The sequence below is a fragment of the Caloramator mitchellensis genome, from assembly GCF_001440545.1.
GTDB lineage: Bacteria > Bacillota > Clostridia > Clostridiales > Caloramatoraceae > Caloramator > Caloramator mitchellensis.
The window spans coordinates 98,571-118,029 of sequence record NZ_LKHP01000007.1 but is presented as its reverse complement, the minus strand read 5'-3'; the positions used below and the strand labels follow the sequence as shown (position 1 = coordinate 118,029).

The following is a 19,459-nucleotide window of genomic DNA, read 5'->3' as shown; positions in this document are numbered from 1 at the left end:
ATATCGAACACGAAGGTTAAGCCTACCTGCGCCGATGATACTTGGCTGGAGACGGCCTGGGAAAGTAGGTGACTGCCGGGTAAATTAGAGCCTCAACCGAATGGTTGAGGCTTTGCTGTTTTTTGACATCTTTACAGCAATAACTTTAAAATCTACTGTTAAATATTGTATAATTATAATATGAATAAACAGGAGGTGTTTGCGAATTATGAAGGAGCTTAAATTACACGGTAATAGCATAATAATTGGTAAAGATGCTTTAGATAAGATTAAAGAATTAAAAATAAAAAGGGCATTTATTGTTACCGGTGGAAGCGCGATGTTTAGAAATGGAGCCATTGATAGATTAACAAATTTATTAGAGAGCTGTGGTGCCCAATATCAAATATTTAAGGACGTAAAAAAGAATCCCTCAATAAATACAGTCATTGCTGCAGTTGAAATAATGAAGGAATATAGCCCTGATGTTGTAATTGGAATAGGCGGAGGCTCACCTATAGATGTTGCAAAAGCTGCTGCTGTTTTTTATGATTACCCTGAACTGGATATTAAAAATCCAGATAGTTTGACTCTGCCGTTTAAAAGAAGAAAAACAATACTAATTGCAATTCCTTCAACATCTGGAACGGGGACAGAGGTTACAAGGGCATCGGTTTTGACTTATGATGACATGAATTTAAAAATTGGACTAAAATGTGACGCCTTTATACCTGATGTGGCTATTTTAGATGCGGCTTTAACACTATCGATGCCTAAAAATATAGTAGCAGAGACAGGAATGGACGCTTTAACACACGCAGTTGAGTGCTATATAAATAAAAATATAGACGAATACTCAGAGGTTTTAGCAGAGGGTGCGGTAAAGGGATTGTTTAAATTTCTTCCACTTTCATTTGAAAAAGGTGACTACGAGAGCAGGGAAAAGGTTCACATATACAGTGCGATGGCAGGGAGTGCTTTTTCAAACGTAGGGCTTGGAATGGCACACGGCATTTCCCATGCCTTTGGAGGGAAGTTTGGCTATGCCCATGGCCTTTTGAATGCAATTGCGCTACCATATGTATTAAAATTTAATTCGATGGATGAAGAAGTAAATAATAGGCTTAACAGATTGGCAAAAATCATAGATGTGCCAGATTTTATTGAGGCAGTTATTGAACTTAACAAAAAATTGAACATCCCATTATCCTTTAAGGATATGGGACTTAGCGATGAAGATTTTAATAATAATTTTGAAGAGCTGCTTGAAAATTCTATGAAGGGTTCAACAAGAGTTAACCCTGTGAAAATTACAAAGGCTCAAATGGAACAATTGCTGCTGAACATTTTTAAAGGAATAGTTTAATTCTTAGTTATAAAATCAAGGGCAGTCAATGCAAGGGCACATGATGCTTTAATCATCATGTCCTTTGCATATTTTTTTATAGTGGAATCCCTGAATCCCACGGTTCCGTAAACTTCGCCTTGAGAAATTTCGATGTATGGGTGAATGGTGGGTATTTTTTGGCTTATGTTGCCAATATCAAGGCTCAATGCTGTTGAAAGTGGTCCATGAATGTTTGTGATTCCAGATTCCTTTAAATTGTGTGATACTATTTTTATAAGCTCAACATTCTTCTTTAGGGGCATATAATCTTCCTCAACTGTAAAATTGATATCACAGCCATATATCCTGGAGACAAATTTTGCGGTTTCTATTATATTATCTTTTACGCTTTCTAATATTCTATATTCATTTGCTTTAATTGCAATCCTACAACTTACCATTTTAGGAATTTTTAATATTTCATTTCCATTATTGATTATTGTATAGTTTAAAAGATAAGATGAGTTAGCGTTGGATTTTAAATCTTGAATTATATCAAGAAATTTAATCATCGGGACGATGGAGGAAATGCCTTCGTTTGGATAGAAATTAAAACTTGCCTCTTTTCCTATAAAATCAAATTTCATAATGCTCATTGCAGTTGAATTAACGCCTTCGTAAGTTTTTTCTCCTGGATGACCGCAAACTATTAGATTTATCCCATTGAACAACCGCCTATGTTCGTATGAAATCTTAAGAGGTAATTTTTCTTCCTTAGGGAATCCATATATTAAAATTTGCGCATCTATTTCATTTATAACTCTTTTAAATCCAAGCGCTGCACCAATATTCATAGCACATTGTATATTATGTCCGTTGGTATATCCGTTTTCTTGAGCTTCAAACTCACAAATAAATGCAACTTTTTTATTTCCTGAACCACAACTTGCAATAAATGTGTTTTGTATGTTGTCTATATTCTTTTCAATATTAAAATTTTCCTGATTTAAAAAATCACATATTATATTAAAGGCATTCGTCTCATGATTTGAGTCAAGGGGAAGATGATAAAGCATATCAACTAAATTTTCGAGCTTATCTCTTTTATTTTCTATATATCCTGTTATAAGGCTTCTGTCTATATTTGCCATAGTATCACCTCGTAAATATTTTCTCAATAAAAGTAAAATATTATTCACTTACAGCGGTTAAACTTATATGTTATTATTATTGATATAAAATTATTTAGGAGGCGAAGGCATGGATACTCCAATCTTAAATGGGTTATTAGATTATGCAATGGAAGAGAATATACCGTTCCATATGCCAGGGCATAAAAATAATAAAAGGGGATTTAGTGAATTAGAAAAAATAAAGGATAATTTGTTTAGTATAGATTTAACAGAGGTTGAAGGGGTGGATAATTTACATAATCCGGAAGCCATGATAAAAGAAGGTCAGATAAAATTAGCAAAGGCGTTAGGTGCTAATGAGAGCTTTATTTTGGTAAACGGAAGCACATCAGGCGTTTACAGCATGATATTGGGGCTTACAAAACCAAAGGATAAAATATTGATTCAAAGAAACTGCCACAGGTCCGTCTACATGGCTGCATTTTTAGGTGATTTAGAAGTTGAATATATAAATCCAACTATAATTGATGAATTCAATATACCTGTATCAATATCAATAGACGAGATAATCAGTAAAATAGAAAAAAACAAAGATGCAAAGGCAATAGTAATAACATATCCTACATACTATGGAACTTGTGCTGATTTGGGAAAAATAATTGAAGCAGCACATAAGAATGGGATGTATGTTCTTGTAGATGAAGCACATGGGGCCCACTTTGGATTCAGTAAATTGATGCCTAAAACTGCGATGGAATTAGGAGCAGATGTATCAGTTAACAGTTTTCACAAAACATTGCCGTCATTAACTCAAACTGCAGTATTAAATGTTAATAAAGGTGTTCCAATTGAGGGGATAAAGTTTATGTTAAGGTTATTTCAGAGCACAAGCCCATCATATATTTTTATGGCTTCAGTTGATGTTGCAAGATTTATTATGGAGAAACACGGGGAAGGTCTAATGGAAGAGCTCTTAGAAAATATAAATAAATTTAAGGAAAGAATAGATGATTTAAAAGAATTTAAAGTGCTGGATGAAAAATATATAGGGAAGGCAGACATACATGATATTGATAGGTCGAGGATTGTAATCAACTCATATTTTGGTGGAAAATTTTTAGACGGAATTTTAAGAAAAGAGTATAATATTCAAGTTGAAATGGCAGACTTAAACAATATAGTTCTCATCGGAAGTATCTCTGATAAAGCGGAATTTTATGATAAAATATATATGGCACTTAAGGATATTGCAGTTAAATATAAAGGAAGCATTAATAAAAATGTCGATATGAAATGTGGCTTTATAGATTACAAAAAGGCAATGTCTATAAAGGAAGCGTATTATAAAGAAAAGAGGAGTGTAAAAATTGAAAATGCTGTCGGCTGCATTAGTGGGGAATTCGTAATTCCATATCCCCCAGGGGTTCCTATATTAGTCCCTGGAGAGATTATCACGAAGGATATTTTAGAACTAATAACTATTTATAAAGAAAATGGAATAAGTATAGTTGGAATTGAGGATTCAAGCTGTGATACAATTAATATATTGTAGGGTAGTTAGACTGGGGCTTGATTTTCAGGAGAAAAATTTATTCAGTCTAATCGTTAAATTAATGATTCATAGATAAATAAGTATTTTGATTTTTGATTAATTGAAGCATAAACTACTTGGACGAATTGACAAACAATTCAAGAAGTCAAGAAATCAAGTGAATGTCACTTATGGGAGGTAGAGTATGGGGAAGCTTATAATAATAGATGGAACGGATGGAAGCGGGAAGGCAACACAAAGCCAGAAATTAGTTGCAAGGTTAGAAAAGGAAGGATATAAGGTAAGAAAGGTGGAGTTTCCAAATTATAAGAGTGAGTCAAGCGCTCTTATAAAGATGTATTTGAATGGTGAGTTTGGTGAGAATCCTGAGGATGTAAATTATTTTGCAGCATCGGCATTTTATGCGGTAGACAGGTTTGCAAGTTTTAAGATGGAGTGGGAAAATTTTTACAATGAAGGTGGAATTATTATTGCCGATAGATATACCACATCTAATATGGTTCATCAGGCTGCAAAGATCAAGGATTTAGATGAAAAGAATAGTTTTTTAGATTGGATATATGATTTAGAGTATAACAAGTTTAAACTCCCTATGCCGGATTTAGTTTTGTTTTTGAATATGCCACCTGAGTATAGTTTTAAACTTATGGAGGATAGAAAAAATAAGTTTACGGGAGATAAGGATAAAGATATACATGAAAAGAATAAGGATTATATCGAAAATTCATATAGAAATGCAATTTACTGTGCAGAAAGGTATGGCTGGGCAAAGGTTGATTGTGTAAATCAAGGCATTATAAGGAGTATCGATGAGATTCATGATGACATATATAAAGCTATTATCACTATAATATGAAATTATTGAAATTTGTAAAAACATATCAAAATATTTTAATTTATTTTTTTATTTATTAGGGGTATAATTAATTAAAGATAATCACAAGGGGTGGTTTGTATGAAACTTGTTATTGCTATTGTCCACGATGAGGATGCTTATGAGGTTATAGATAATCTTAATGATAAAGGATTCCAGGTTACTAAGCTTGCGACTACAGGCGGATTTTTGAAGGCGGGTAATACTACGCTAATGATAGGCGTTGAGAAGGAAAAGGTTGAGGATGTGTTAGAGATAATAAGGAATGTTTGCAAGACAAGAAAAACAGTTATTTCAGCACCTTCACCTATGATGGGAACAACGGGGGTTTATGTTCCATCTCCAATGGAAATTACGATTGGAGGAGCAACAGTATTTGTGCTTGATGTGGATAGGTTTGAAAAGGTTTAGGAGTGATTATTTTGCTTGAGGTTGTTGGGCAACAGAGATTAGCAGATATATTTTATAAGATATATAAAGATGGCAGGCTTGTTAACTCATATCTTTTAAAGGGGCCTGACGGAATAGGCAAGAGGGATTTTGCTCTTTTTATGGCAGGGATTATTCTTTGCAGAGAAAACAGGGCATGCGGAATATGTTCATCCTGCAAAAAAATAGAGAGCAATAATCATCCGGACCTTATTTTGTTTTCTAAAGGCAATGATACTATACTTGTTAAGGATATAGAGGAGATAATAGATAGAATAAATGTAAAACCCTACGAAGGCGATAAAAAGGTTGTTATAATAGAAAACATTGAAAATATGAGAGTAGAGGCTCAAAACAAATTTCTTAAAACGCTTGAGGAGCCGTCGGATGATACAATAATTATTTTAACCGCAAATCATTTGAATACTGTTTTAGAAACAATAATATCAAGATGCCAGATTTTTACTTTGCAAAGAGCACAAAATGAAGATATAGAAAAATACCTTATTAGAAAAGGTGTAAACGAGGTCAAAGCAAGGGCGATCTCAAAGCTTAGCGATGGCATATTAGGTAACGCTTTTAAATTTTTAAACAAGGATTATGTTGAACTAAGAGAGCAAACCATTGATATCGCAACAAAAATGCATAAATATGATGGATACGAATTATTAGAGCTTGTCAACTTTTTTGTGGACAAAAAAGACAGTATTGTGGATATACTTGATATATTAGCCTATTGGTATAGGGATATATTGATGTATAAAATAATGCTCAATAAAGAAGTTTTGATTAATGAGGATTATTCTGATATCATTATTAATGAAAGTAAATTATTATCGTTAAATAAAATATATAAAATAATAGATAATATAAGTGAAGCCAAGAAGCAGTTAAACTTCAATGCTAATTTTCAGCTTACGTTTGAAGTAATGCTTTTAAATATACAGGAGGATTAGTATGGTAACAGTTGTTGGAGTAAGATTTAAAAAAGCAGGGAAGATATATTATTTCGACCCTGATATGTTTGATATAAAAGCAGGAGACCACGTAATAGTAGAAACTGCGAGAGGACTTGAATATGGAGAAGTGGTTATAGGAAAAAGAGAGGTTTTCGAAGAAGATATAGTGGCACCACTAAAAAAGGTTATAAGAATTGCAGATGCAGACGATAAGATGAAGAATCTAGAAAATAAAGCTAAGGAAGAAACAGCATTTGATGTATGTATTAAAAAAATTGAAGAACACCAACTTCCAATGAAATTAATTGATGTAGAATATACATTTGACAATAACAAAGTTATTTTTTACTTTGTTGCAGACGGAAGAGTGGATTTCAGGGAACTTGTAAAGGATTTAGCAGCTATTTTTAGAACAAGAATTGAATTAAGGCAAATAGGTGTTAGAGACCAGGCAAAGATGGTAGGAGGACTAGGACCATGTGGAAGACCAATGTGCTGTTCTCACTTCCTTGGCGAATTTGAGCCAGTATCCATTAAGATGGCAAAGGAGCAAAATCTTTCACTGAATCCTACAAAAATATCAGGCGTTTGCGGTAGACTGATGTGCTGCTTGAACTACGAGCAGCAGACATATGAGGATATAAGAAGAAAGACACCAACTGTTGGTTCTATTGTTAAAACACCCGAGGGTGAAGGTGAGGTGATTGAAAACAGCTTGATTCATGAAAATGTAAAGGTTAAGATTGTTAAAGATGCTGAAGTAGAATTAAAGGTATTTTCAATTCATGATGTTGAACTTATAAAGGGAGACTATGAACATATTGAAATTTCAGAAGACGAATTAAAGCAAGAAATTGAAAAGATAGATGAGGATATCGAAACTCTTTTAGAAGAATAGAATTTTAGGAAGCTCAGGTATTGGGCTTCCTAATTGACTTTTAATGTAATTGTGATAAAATATATTTGAAAGGTGATAGGGGGTGAAAAATATGGCATACAAAATATTAGATACTTGCATTAGCTGTGGAGCATGTGCTGCAGATTGCCCAGTTTCATGCATAAGCCAAGGAGACACAATATATGTTGTTGACGCTGCTGCATGCATAGACTGCGGAACTTGCGCTAGTGTTTGCCCAGTAGGAGCTCCTGTTCAAGAATAATACATAAAGATGAAAAGCTGCTAATTATAGCAGCTTTTTTGTTTTCTGGGGATTATATTATTTTCTGTTTGATTATTCCGCCTCCAAGGCAAATTTCTCTATCGTAGAAAACAACTGATTGTCCTTCGGTAATTGCCTTCTGTGGAGTCTTAAAATTCACTATACATTCATCATTCTCTATTTTAACTAATACTTCCTGGTCAGGTTGTCTGTATCTAAACTTTGCTGTGCATTGAAATTCGTTAGGAATACTTTTTTGGCTTATAAAATGTAAATCTTCTGCAATAAGTCCCTTGGAATACAGCATGGGGTGGTCTTCACCTTGAACTACATAAAGCGTATTGGTATTCAAATCCTTTTTAGCAACAAACCATGGGCGTCCATCGCCAGTTCCACCAATCCCTAGACCCTTTCTTTGGCCTATTGTATAATACATAAGTCCCATATGTTCTCCAATTATTTCGCCATCGATTGATTTAATAGGTCCTGGTTTTGCCGGCAAGTATTTGCTTAAAAACTCATAAAAATTTCTCTCACCTATAAAACAAATTCCAGTGCTGTCCTTTTTAGTGGCAGTCTTTAGATTGTGTTCTTTGGCTATTTCTCTAACTACCCTTTTTTCAAGATGACCAATAGGGAATAGGGACTTTGAAAGCTGATACTGATTTAGTCTATATAGAAAATACGTCTGGTCTTTGTTTTTATCTATTCCTCTTAATAATTTGTATTCTCCATCTATATATTCAACTCTTGCATAGTGTCCGGTTGCTATGAACTGTGCTCCTATTTTTAAAGCAAAATCAAGAAAAGCCTTAAATTTAATTTCTTTATTGCACATTATATCCGGATTTGGAGTTCTTCCTCTTTTATATTCATCAAGAAAATATGTAAAAACTCTATCCCAGTATTCCTTGACAAAATTTACAGTATAATAGGGTATCTCAAGTGTATCGCATACGCTTCTTACATCCTCAAAATCCTCAACGGTTGTGCATACTCCCTCTTCATTTTTCTCCTCCCAATTTTTCATAAAAACACCGTAAACTTCATATCCTTTTTGCTTTAAAAGAAGGGCTGCAACTGAAGAATCAACTCCTCCCGACATTCCCACAACGACTTTCATCTAACCACCTCACAAACATATTCAATAATATTTTTGCACTACATGTGAATTACAATTCCTAATAATTTATATTTTAAAGTTTTTAATATTTAATATATAATAAACATAGAAAGGGTTTTAAGGGGGATTTTGATGAGGGCTGATTATGCTATATTGAAATATAACAAAATGCTTTTTATAAATAGATTTCAAGCTGTTAAAACTTCTGTAAATTTACAAAGGACAGAGATTGATGAACTAATAGATTTGTTTAAAAGGGATGTTGATAAATCTTTTTTTAGCTATTCATACTTTAAACTTCAATCAGGAAGATTTTGCTTTGTAAAGGCTAAATCGGAAGAAGGTAATAATGCGGACTATTTTGTAGAATGTCTGATTTTTGATGAAATTATATTTTATCCATTTCAATTGATAGATGCTGAATTAAAATTTAGCGATTTTGCTGAGGTGCAGATAAAGGGGCCAGATATTACAAGGGTAATGGAATTTGCCAAAAATCATAGTGAAATATATGGAATGATTTCACTATTGATTAAGGGAAAGAAAGTATTTATATCGGATGAAGAAGTATTAAACTGGTTAAGTGTTATATATATGGCTTATCCTATAAGAATGGCAAAAAATATTACTTTTACAACAGATGAATTCTTGAACATTGAATTTGATATTAAGTTTTTGAATAAAAATACCCCAGGTTTTACAATGTCTTTTAACAGTGTATTTGAATTTACAAAGATACTTGAAATGGGATATCTGTATAATTACAATCATATTTTATCCTTTCATGCTTTTTTAGATGATTTTGGAGTAGAAAAAATAGGGGAGGATATAGACAAATTATACTGGGTTTATAAAATACTGGATGTGGAACTTAAGGATATTGACAGACAAACATTTGATGAAATAGCTGATTACGCAGTTTCAAATTTAAGCGATGATAGAATAAACGAGATTTTTAAGAAGATAGAGCCTAATTTCGAATTGCTTATAACAAAGCTAAATATTAATGATTTACAAATAGTTGTTGATTTATTGAAGAAAATTTATTTATCAAATTCATTTGTGATTAATAGATGCACGGAAATTATGAATGTGCTTTTTGATGACATGATTCTTAAAACTGATGAAATACAATCCGTTCTTGATGTATATATTAAATTGTCGGAGGAGATTAAACATCACAATTTAACATTAATGAGAAGTCAAATTAAAGAAGAAAGGGTTAAATATATAATTGCTATTTTAAACAACAATAAACTTTCCAAGTTGGCATATTATTATAGTTATATAGTTTTAAAATCGCTTATTGAGCTTGATTATACATTTAGCCAATCACAGAAAATAGAGAATTTGAATTTACTTTTCGAAATGATTATTGATATTATCATGTTAGAGTTCAGCTACTTTAAAGATATATTGCTAATGGCATCAAAAAGCATTGAATTCTTCGTTAAAATTCTATTTATGATAGCTGATAAGATAGATTCCTACGAAAAGGAGCTGAAGTTATTCGAATATTTAACTGAGGCGCTTGATAACTGCGATGAATTTAATCAGTATGAGATAAGAAAAAATATAAAAAAGAGTAATAAAAGGTTTTTGTTTGAAGAGTATAAAATAAGGCTGGATAGGGCTGAGGACAAAAAGACATTCTTTGAAGAGTATTTAAAAAATGTATTTGAAAGATTTGAAGATTATTACAAAGAATATTTTGATAAGGCGCTTAAGGAGTATTTGTTATCTCTAAAGGATGAAGAAATATTCGATGAATCAGTTAAAATTATTATCAAAATAATAAATGAGAAGATGATTTTAAGCGATGATGCTGCAAGGATATTAATAAACTGTTTTGAAAAAGGATTTGACTTTAAATACAAAGAGGAATATAAGGATATAATTAAATGGATAAAGTTAATTAAAAAAATAAGAAGAATTGAAACTAACAATGATATTATTGCTTTGATTGATTTGGCTTTATTCTTAGAAGAGAACAAGTATAAAAAATTATTTATAGATGAATTGCTGCAGACAAAGGGGAGGGCAAGTATTCTTGGAGGATACAAATATGTAAATTTTATAAGTTGGACATTTCCAAACATAATAAGACTTATAAGGGATGTTGAGGACCACAAAAAAATGGTTTATTTTTATAATCCCGAGGATGATTTGAATTTCTATAAATTTTATATCGATAACTTGTTTAGGCTTATTAACGAAGATATGGAAAGAGGATATAATATACTACTTACATTCTTAGTTTATTTTTACTTTTATGTTGAACCTAAATACAGGCTTTATGGCGAAGAGACTAAGACAGAGGAGATAAACAAATTCCTTGTTGAAAGGTTTAAACAAAATAAAAATATTTCAATCGAAAAGTTTAATATAGATTTAGTAAATGAATTTGATAACAATAGGCTTTCAGTTCCTATCATGTGGCAGCAGATATACGAAGGAATTTTGAAGGAATAGGGGGGATTTTGTGAATAATTTAAAATTTGCTTTGGATATTGGAACAAGAACAGTAGTAGGTGTGGCGTACACTTTTGAAGGGGATAAGATTAAAATAATTGATGAGGAGATAATAGAGCATAGAAAAAGAGCTATGCTTGACGGGCAAGTTCACGACATTTCGGCTGTTTCTGAGGTTGTTTTAGATGTTAAGAAAAATATAGAGTCTAGGTTAGGAGTAAAATTTGATAGGGTTTCGATAGCAGCTGCAGGCAGAATATTAAAGACAAACAGGGCAAGGGCTGAATTGAGCTTTGAAAACTCTGTAATAATAGATGATGACATTATTAAAGGACTTAAGATGCAGGCACTTCAAATTGCGTATTCTAATATAGACGATGGAAATAAGGACGAAGCATTTTATTGCGTTGGTTATAGCATAGTTGGATATCTTTTAAATGATTATGTTATAACTTCACTTGAGGGGCATAAGGGTAACAAAGCGGCAGTTGAGATACTTGCAACATTTTTGCCACAGACCGTGGTAGATAGCTTATATTCAGTTATTGAAAAATGCAATATGGAAGTTGAAAGCCTTACATTAGAACCGATAGCTGCATTGAATGCGGTTATTCCAAAGGATTTGAGGCTTTTGAACCTTGCTCTTGTAGATATTGGTGCAGGCACATCGGATATTGCAATAACAAAGGAAGGCACAGTTGTTGCATATGGAATGGTTCCATTTGCTGGAGATGAAGTTACTGAGGCTATATGCCACCATTTAGTTGTGGATTTTAATACTGCGGAGATGATTAAGCTAAATTTGAATTCAAAGAAAAAGACTTTGAAATATGTTGATGTTTTAGGCAATAAAAAGACTGTTAATTTGGATGAAATTAAAATGGTTATTGAACCAGTAGTTGAAAATATGGCAAGTTTAATTTCGGGTAAAATAATTGAGCTCAATGGAAAATCGCCAAATGCAATATTTTTAGTTGGTGGAGGCAGCCAGTCATTGAGCCTTTCAAAACATATATCAAAAATGCTAAACCTACCTGAGGACAGGGTAGCAGTGAGAGGAATTGAGGCAATTAAAAATGTCATTTACGCAGGTGAAAAACTTAAGGGCCCTGAATGCGTAACTCCAATAGGTATAGCCCTTAATAATGCTAACCTTTCTAAGACATTCATGGGCGTTTTTGTCAATGGAAAAAAGATTAAACTTTATAATTCTGGAAACCAGAGGATTAGCGATGCGCTTGCGCTTGCAGGTTTTAAACCAAGTCAGCTCATAGGTAGAAGTGGAAAAAGTTTATCCTTTAGAGTTAACGGTGAACTAAGAAGGGTTTATGGAGAGAGTTCAAGACCATGCATGATAATACAAAACGGTAAAGATGCGCACTTGATGGATGTTATAAACGATGGAGATGAGATATTTTTCAATCCAGCAGTAGATGGAAGGGATGCGAAGGTTAAATTAGGCGATTTGTTAATGGATGGGGAAATTGCTAAGGTAAATGGAAGGCCCGAGGATTTAGATTATGAAATAAAGGACGGGGACGAGGTTGAAATAATAAGAGAAAGTGAAGAAACTGTTGAAAAAGTAGAGAAAAAATACATAAACATTAGTGTAAATGGTGATATTATTAAGCTTGAAGATAAATTAGAGGGGTATATATTTGTTGATATATTTAACTATATCGATTTAGATTATAAAAATGCAAAGAATATAAAGATGCTCTTAAATGGTCAGAATGCTGCATTTACAGATAAGATAAACGATGGAGATGAAATAACAATAAAAATAAATGTTTAATTTAAGCTAAATTTTGGAACTTTTTTTAGAAATTTATGTCTAAATAGGTGAAAAGATAACAAAGAGGTGAAATATATGAAGAGGCTCCCCGGAAATTTAAAAACATCCCTTCTAGCATTGATAATTATTATATTTATGACACCTATTATGGCATATGGAAAGTTTGCCTCTAATATAGGAAATACAATTAAGACAAGTATAAAAGTTGCAGAAAATGTCAGCACTGAAAAAAATTTGCCTGTGGTTGGCAGTTATGATAATTTTAAAAAGTTGTTAGAAAAATCCGAAAGCATCAGACCATTTTACAGAACTGCATTTGCAACAGCAGAAAAATCAGCGGCGGCTGCATCCCCAGCTAATGATTATTCTAATACAAATGTGCAGGTTCAGGGAGTAGATGAATCGGATATTATTAAAACAGATGGAGAATATATTTATCAGGTTATAAACGACAGGCTTGTTATAGTAAAGGCATACCCTGCAAGCGATATGAAGGTTGTTAATACGATTAAGTATGATACTAATGCGTTTTATCCTAATGATATATATGTTAACGGAAACAATTTGATTGTAATTGGAAGAAAATATGTTAACATAAACAAGGCAGAGCAGGAAAGCAATGCGGCTGTTATGAAAAAAGTTATAAATCCTGTTATATTAACAAAACCGGTCACTAAGGTTATAGTTTATGATACTACTGATAAATCCAACATAAAGATAAAGAGGACGATCGAAGTTGACGGCGATTACTTAACTTCAAGAATGATAAATTCAAAGTTCTACATGATTACAAACAAGTATGTTTACGATTATAGAATCATGACTGACATAAAGCCATCCTTTAAGGATAGTGCGTTTAAGGCTGGCAAAGAAAATGTAGTGGATTTTAAGGATATAAGATATTTCCCGGGCTATGTTGAACCGAATTATATGATAATATCAAGTTTTGATATATTAAAGCCAGAAAAGGCGGATATTCAAACTTATTTAGGTTCAGGACAGAATGTGTATGTAACGAATGAAAATATTTATGTTGCTGTAAGCGAATATGAAACTCCAAAAACAGAAGGAGCAAGCAGATTAATAGCTCCTACGTATAATGTAAATACAATATTGTATAAGTTTAACATTGCTTATGGAGTGAAATATGCTGCAAATGGGAAGGTTCCAGGAAGCATTTTAAACCAGTTTTCGATGGATGAATATAATGGATATTTCAGAATTGCAACTACTAAGGGATTTGCATGGGGAGAAGGAGACAATATTGCAAAGAACAATCTTTATATATTAGACGCTGATTTGAATATAACAGGAAAAATTGAGGATTTAGCACCTGGTGAAACAATTAAGTCAGCAAGATTTATGGGTGAAAAGATTTATATAGTAACATTTAAAAATGTTGACCCGCTTTTTGTAATCGATGCTAAAAATGCTAAAGAACCAAAGATTCTTGGATTTTTAAAGATACCTGGATTTAGCACCTACCTACATCCGTATGACGAAACTCATATAATTGGATTTGGAGTAGATACAAAGGATGTAAGCACAAAGGATTGGAATGGAAATGACTCAACGATTACAATCCAAAATGGACTTAAGATGTCTATGTTCGATGTTTCTGATTTTGAAAATCCAAAGGAGATGTTCTCAGAATACATTGGAAATAGAGGAAGCTACTCAGAACTTTTATATAACCACAAAGCATTATTGTTCTCAAAGGAAAAGAATATTTTTGCTTTCCCCGTTACTGTATATGAAGCAAAGGATAGAGAAAATCCTTTTGATTATGGATACTTCACATACCAAGGGGCATATATATACGGTATAGATTTAGAAAAGGGTTTTGTGCTAAATGGAAAGATAACTCATCTTTCAGATGAGGACTATAAAAAGGCCGGGGACTTTGGATTTGACTATAACAAATCGGTTCAAAGAATAATATATATAGACAATGTCCTTTATACCATTTCAAATGGAATTATAAAGGCAAACGATATCGAAACTATGCAGGAATTAAACAGCATCAATTTGAATTAAAAGAAGCTGCCTCAATTTGGGGCAGCTTTAATATTAAACCATCTTTATAGCTCTGTGTGGGCACACTTGAAGGCATTTTCCACATCCGATGCACTTACTTGGGTCGACCTTCGGAGTTCCTGCACCAAAGAATCCTTTAACTTCTTGAGAAATAGCACCTACAGGACATACTCTTTTTGCAGGGCAGAATGGCGATCTATCACATATGTTTGGGTCGATAAAAGCCTTTTTCATGACACATACCTCCTTTGAATTAATACCCCTGGGGGGCATAACAAGAAATATTATAAGACAAAATCGTTTATAATGCAAGTAAAAAATAAAGTCTGTTACAAAAAACTTATTGTTTTATCGTAACAGACTTTATTTTAGTTTATTTGTGTTATGTAGACACCCGATATTATCAATAATGCAAAGCTAAGTTTAACCCATGATATGGTTTCATTTAAAATTAATATCGATAGAATAATAGAAAATATAGGAACAAGGTTTACAAATATCGATGTTTTGGAAGGCCCTATTTCCTTAATTGATATTTGCTGCACCAAATATCCAATTACCGTTGGGAAAATTGCCATATATATGACGGCTGCAATTGAGAAAAATGGAACATCTTTGAAATAGCCAAATGGATTTTCTAGAATCACTAAAGGAATTATAAATATTGTGCAGATTAAAAAGCTATAAAATGTAATTAAGAAAGGGTTGTATTTTGGCATAATCCTTTTACTGAACACTGAGTAAATTCCCCACATTAGAACTGCCAACAGCATTATAATATCGCCTAAATTAAATTTTAGACTAAACAAATTGCCAATGTTTCCATTTGTTATTGTCAGCACAACTCCAGTAAATGAAAGAAGTATTCCTAAGATTCTTTTATAGCTTGGACTATCTTTTAATATTATTATACTGAATATAGTTGTTAATATAGGGTTGGAAGCAGCGATTAAAGACGAATTTATAGCAGTTGTATGCTTCATGGCTATAAAAAATAATACGTGATAACCAAACATTCCAACTATTCCGGTAAAGAGAAATGAAGGGATGTCTTTTTTTGTTATTACCAAATCAGTTTTGAAATGATATTTTAATACAAAATATAATATTACAGTTGCGATTGAAAATCTTAAAAATGTTAAAGTAAAGGGAGTAATGTAGGGAGCTGATAGCTTTGCAGCAATAAATGCTCCTGCCCAAAACAACGCTGACATAACCATTAGACCATAAATAGTTTTTGCTCTCATATCTATCACCACCTATTACCATTTTTGCAAATAATTTTTGCCTTGTCAAACTAATATTTTAAATATTATTAATAAATACTAATCATGGAGGGATTTTATGCTTAAAATAGTTAAGGTTTTGAGAGATAACGATGGCAGGGTTATATCATATGAATTAAACAGTGGCCAGATAGTTAGCCAGAATGAAGCTGTTGACATGGTCAAACGAGGCGACATAAAGGGAGCTATATTGGGTGTTGATGAATATGGACATCCCACAATACATTCTGTTTTAGGCTCAAACAGATTTGATGATGTCAAAAACCTTCCTGAAGTTTAAAAGGCTGTCTGAAAATAGTTTTCAATTTTTGATAAGCGAATCATACTAAAGCCCCATGAATGATTTCCCTGGCTTCGCTCAAAAAACCTAAGTAACTCTAAGCTTTTCTTTGTTTTCAAAAGTCCTACCCGCGTGAGCCTACGTCCTGTAGGCCACGCGGCTCTGCTCGTCCTGAGCAGAATTACGGCCTTTTGAAAAGTCGAAAAGCAAGAGTTACTAAGGTTTATGAGAGGCGCCTTTAGAAATCATTTCATGGGGCTTTCATCAGGTTTTGTTCAAAAATGTGAATATTATTGGCTTTCAGACAGCCTTTTAAACTTATCTTTCCTCACTGAAGGTCATTTTAACAGTCATTTGTTTTCCGTTTCTATAGAGAAGAACATCGACAGTATCTCCGGCTTTGTATTTTGATTTTATGTTTTCTATATCAGAAAGCGTTTTGACTTCCACACCTGCAATCTTAAGTATTATATCACCCTGCCTTATACCAGCTTTATAAGCACCACTTCCAGATGTTACAGCCATTATATAAATTCCCTGAGGGATGTTATATATTTGGGAAATTGTTTCGGTTATTTCTCGACCTGAAATTCCAATAAATGGCCTTCCTTTAACATATCCAAACATCATAAGTTGGTCAACTATTGGTTTAGCATCGTTTATAGGTATTGCAAACCCTAAACCCTCAAGACCTGTGCTGGATATTTTAACTGTATTTATACCGATAACCTGTCCTTGTGAATTTACAAGGGCGCCACCGCTGTTTCCAGGATTTATTGCAGCATCAGTTTGAATTAGGTTTAATGTTCTATCATCAACTTGAACTTTTCTATTAATAGCGCTTATTATTCCTGATGTTACTGAACCTGCAAATTCCATTCCTAATGGGTTTCCGATAGCAACGGCAGTTTCTCCAACTTCTAATGTTGATGAATCACCAAGTTCTGCAACTGGAAGGTTGTCAAGTTCTATTTTTATTACTGCAAGGTCGTTTTTTCTATCTCCACCTATAAATTTTGCCTTTGTCTGCCTACCATCGGGAAGAAATACTTCTAAAGTAGTGTATTTGCTGTAGGAATTTTTAGGGTCTGCATATTCAACAACATGATAGTTAGTCATTATATATCCGTTCTTATCATATATAATACCCGAACCCTCTGCCTTTGACTGGGACATAACTTGATTTATTCTGTTTGGGATTGTTATGTTCATCCTTATTCCTACGATTGATGGTGCTACCTTTTTAACTATTTTTGGAATTGTTAATGTTCCGCCTGTGGATATAGTATTTGCAGCGATTGTATTAATACTGCTATAATTTTTGTTATTGCTTAAATTTTGAATTATTTGAGATTGTTTTTGAAGTTCTGAAGAAAATTTTGAATAAATAACTGAACCTACTATTGAGCTGCTTAGCAATGAGCTAATTACAATACCTGAGATGTAAGCCTTTAAATTTCTACGCATAAAACTCCACCTCCATAAATTTAATATTTAGTCTGGAGAAAATTTTATATTTGTAAGTTGAAGTTTTTGTGGAGAAAAAATTAATTTTTTTTGAACAAGAGAATTTTTAGGTGCTATTTCTATATAATATTGAATCAATAAGCATGCTATGAGTCAAATTTACTTACAAATGCTTTTTTGCAATTATTTCAAAATGAGCTGAAATAATTATAAATAGCTTATTATCTCTTTTTATTATATGTTTTTGGAGGTGTTTTTATGGAGTTTAATATTACAACCAAGAATCAGAAAATTTTATGTAAAAGTAATTAATGGATAAAAACTACATAAATTCTACACAAAATGGTATTAACATTTAATCAAGAGGTGAGGAAAATGATGTTAATACCATTAATTTTATTTGCAGCGATTGCTTATTATTTTTATAAAAGAATATTGAAGGGAGACTTTTAAAATGTTTGGAGGATTCTGCAGAAACTTTTTTGGATACGGTCTTGGAGGAAGTTATCCTTTCCTGATGTTTTTTATGATGTTTCTATTCGTTTTAGTTATAACCGCAGCTATATATATTTTTATAAAACCGCATAGTCAAAAAAGTGCAGCAATAGATATACTTAATAAAAAATTTGCAAATGGCGATATATCCGAAGAAGAATATTTAAAGAAGAAGGAAATTCTTTTAAAAAAGTAAACTAAAAAGGTGCCAGGCACAAACTTAAGTGCCTGGCACTTAAGTTTGCATGTGAGATAAATCACATACAAACAGGGCATTTTTTTGTATATTTGAGGCAAACAGATAGGGAGGTATTAGTATGTTTGGTGAAGAAATTAACAAAGTATCTAATGCAGCATTGGCTAAAGTAAACTTTTTAAACAGCGGAAAAACTAAATATATTTTATCTTCAATGCTTGCTGGTATTTATGTAGGTTTTGGAATTTTACTTATCTTTACTATTGGAGGTCTTTTATCCCAGGCAAATTCACCTTCGACAAGGATTGTAATGGGAGTTTCATTTGGTATTGCGTTAAGCCTTGTTATTATGGCTGGTTCTGAACTTTTTACTGGAAATAATTTTGTAATGACAATTGGTCTCAAAGAGAATACAATATCATTTAAGAATGCAGTTAGAATTTGGGTATATAGCTTTTTAGGCAACTGGATAGGTGCAATATTGATTTCTGTCTTATTTGTTTTTGCAGGACTTGCAAAGGGTCCGACAATAGCTTTTATACAAAAGGTATCAATTGCAAAAACAACTCTTCCCTTTGTAGAAATATTAGTCAGGGGAATACTTTGTAATGTTCTTGTATGCCTTGGAGTGTGGATGTCATTTAAGTTAAAGGAAGAGACTGCAAAACTAATTATGATATTTTGGTGTTTATTTGCATTTATTACAACAGGATATGAACACAGCATTGCAAATATGACTCTCTTGACAACTTCAATTATAGTGCCACATGATGCTGGCCTTAATATTTCAGGCTATTTCTTGAATATTTTTGCTTCTACTCTTGGCAATTTTATAGGTGGTAGTTTACTTGGGCTTTCTTACTGGTTTATATCAAAGAAAAATTGAAGTAGGTGA

At 32.7% G+C, this 19,459-nt stretch carries 18 protein-coding genes and 1 rRNA gene; 14 read left to right on the top strand and 5 right to left on the bottom strand.

What is annotated here, in order from left to right:
• A 5S ribosomal RNA gene (gene rrf, locus ABG79_RS07530) occupies positions 1–81 on the top strand; the annotation flags it as partial.
• A 127-nt stretch (positions 82–208) separates the two neighbouring features.
• Positions 209–1,345: an iron-containing alcohol dehydrogenase gene (locus ABG79_RS07525; protein ID WP_057978745.1), complete on the top strand. Its 1,137-nt coding sequence runs from the start codon at positions 209–211 to the stop codon at positions 1,343–1,345.
• Here ABG79_RS07525 and ABG79_RS07520 read toward each other — a convergent pair.
• Positions 1,342–2,457: a zinc-binding metallopeptidase family protein gene (locus ABG79_RS07520; protein ID WP_057978744.1), complete on the bottom strand. Its 1,116-nt coding sequence runs from the start codon at positions 2,455–2,457 to the stop codon at positions 1,342–1,344. The genes ABG79_RS07525 and ABG79_RS07520 overlap by 4 nt on opposite strands.
• 109 nt (positions 2,458–2,566) lie before the next feature.
• Here ABG79_RS07520 and ABG79_RS07515 point away from each other — a divergent pair, with 109 nt between their 5' ends.
• The 6 genes from ABG79_RS07515 to ABG79_RS07490 all read left to right on the top strand — a co-directional run bounded on the left by ABG79_RS07515 (position 2,567) and on the right by ABG79_RS07490 (position 7,413).
• Positions 2,567–3,991: an aminotransferase class I/II-fold pyridoxal phosphate-dependent enzyme gene (locus ABG79_RS07515; protein ID WP_057978743.1), complete on the top strand. Its 1,425-nt coding sequence runs from the start codon at positions 2,567–2,569 to the stop codon at positions 3,989–3,991.
• Positions 3,992–4,175: 184 nt separating this feature from the next.
• Entirely contained in the window at positions 4,176–4,847 is a 672-nt protein-coding gene (locus ABG79_RS07510) for a dTMP kinase (protein ID WP_057978742.1), read from the top strand.
• A 99-nt stretch (positions 4,848–4,946) separates the two neighbouring features.
• A complete protein-coding gene (locus ABG79_RS07505) occupies positions 4,947–5,276 on the top strand; it encodes a cyclic-di-AMP receptor (RefSeq protein ID WP_057978740.1) in 330 nt (109 codons plus the stop codon).
• A gap of 11 nt (positions 5,277–5,287) precedes the next feature.
• A complete protein-coding gene (gene holB, locus ABG79_RS07500; RefSeq protein ID WP_160318230.1) occupies positions 5,288–6,250 on the top strand; it encodes a DNA polymerase III subunit delta' in 963 nt (320 codons plus the stop codon).
• Position 6,251: 1 nt separating this feature from the next.
• Positions 6,252–7,151, top strand: a complete 900-nt coding sequence (locus tag ABG79_RS07495) for a PSP1 domain-containing protein (RefSeq protein WP_057978736.1) — start codon at positions 6,252–6,254, stop codon at positions 7,149–7,151.
• A 91-nt stretch (positions 7,152–7,242) separates the two neighbouring features.
• Complete coding sequence (locus ABG79_RS07490; protein WP_057978733.1) at positions 7,243–7,413, top strand: DUF362 domain-containing protein; 171 nt, start codon at positions 7,243–7,245, stop codon at positions 7,411–7,413.
• A 52-nt stretch (positions 7,414–7,465) separates the two neighbouring features.
• Here ABG79_RS07490 and mnmA read toward each other — a convergent pair whose 3' ends face one another.
• Entirely contained in the window at positions 7,466–8,536 is a 1,071-nt protein-coding gene (gene mnmA, locus ABG79_RS07485; RefSeq protein WP_057978731.1) for a tRNA 2-thiouridine(34) synthase MnmA, read from the bottom strand.
• A gap of 132 nt (positions 8,537–8,668) precedes the next feature.
• On the opposite strand from mnmA, the gene ABG79_RS07480 reads away from it, so the two are divergent.
• The 3 genes from ABG79_RS07480 (at position 8,669) to ABG79_RS07470 (ending at position 14,840) form a co-directional block, all read left to right on the top strand.
• Complete coding sequence (locus ABG79_RS07480) at positions 8,669–11,008, top strand: hypothetical protein (RefSeq protein ID WP_057978729.1); 2,340 nt, start codon at positions 8,669–8,671, stop codon at positions 11,006–11,008.
• A gap of 10 nt (positions 11,009–11,018) precedes the next feature.
• Positions 11,019–12,803 carry a cell division FtsA domain-containing protein gene (locus ABG79_RS07475; RefSeq protein WP_057978727.1) on the top strand — a complete coding sequence of 595 codons (1,785 nt, stop codon included), beginning with the start codon at positions 11,019–11,021 and terminating at the stop codon, positions 12,801–12,803.
• Between the two features lie 75 nt (positions 12,804–12,878).
• Positions 12,879–14,840, top strand: a complete 1,962-nt coding sequence (locus ABG79_RS07470; RefSeq protein WP_057978725.1) for a beta-propeller domain-containing protein — start codon at positions 12,879–12,881, stop codon at positions 14,838–14,840.
• 33 nt (positions 14,841–14,873) lie between these two features.
• Here ABG79_RS07470 and ABG79_RS07465 read toward each other — a convergent pair whose 3' ends face one another.
• Positions 14,874–15,074, bottom strand: a complete 201-nt coding sequence (locus ABG79_RS07465) for an ATP-binding protein (RefSeq protein WP_057978723.1) — start codon at positions 15,072–15,074, stop codon at positions 14,874–14,876.
• Between the two features lie 134 nt (positions 15,075–15,208).
• Positions 15,209–16,087, bottom strand: a complete 879-nt coding sequence (locus ABG79_RS07460) for a DMT family transporter (protein ID WP_057978721.1) — start codon at positions 16,085–16,087, stop codon at positions 15,209–15,211.
• A gap of 97 nt (positions 16,088–16,184) precedes the next feature.
• Here ABG79_RS07460 and ABG79_RS07455 point away from each other — a divergent pair, with 97 nt between their 5' ends.
• Positions 16,185–16,406: a DUF3892 domain-containing protein gene (locus tag ABG79_RS07455; protein ID WP_057978719.1), complete on the top strand. Its 222-nt coding sequence runs from the start codon at positions 16,185–16,187 to the stop codon at positions 16,404–16,406.
• Positions 16,407–16,724: 318 nt separating this feature from the next.
• On the opposite strand, the gene ABG79_RS07450 is transcribed toward ABG79_RS07455, so the two are convergent.
• Complete coding sequence (locus ABG79_RS07450; RefSeq protein ID WP_057978717.1) at positions 16,725–17,873, bottom strand: S1C family serine protease; 1,149 nt, start codon at positions 17,871–17,873, stop codon at positions 16,725–16,727.
• Positions 17,874–18,327: 454 nt separating this feature from the next.
• Between ABG79_RS07450 and ABG79_RS07445 the strand changes: the two genes are divergently transcribed.
• Complete coding sequence (locus tag ABG79_RS07445; protein WP_057978715.1) at positions 18,328–18,564, top strand: SHOCT domain-containing protein; 237 nt, start codon at positions 18,328–18,330, stop codon at positions 18,562–18,564.
• Between the two features lie 121 nt (positions 18,565–18,685).
• On the top strand, positions 18,686–19,450 hold the full coding sequence (locus tag ABG79_RS07440) for a formate/nitrite transporter family protein (RefSeq protein WP_057978713.1): 765 nt from the start codon (positions 18,686–18,688) through the stop codon (positions 19,448–19,450).
• Positions 19,451–19,459: the final 9 nt, after the last annotated feature.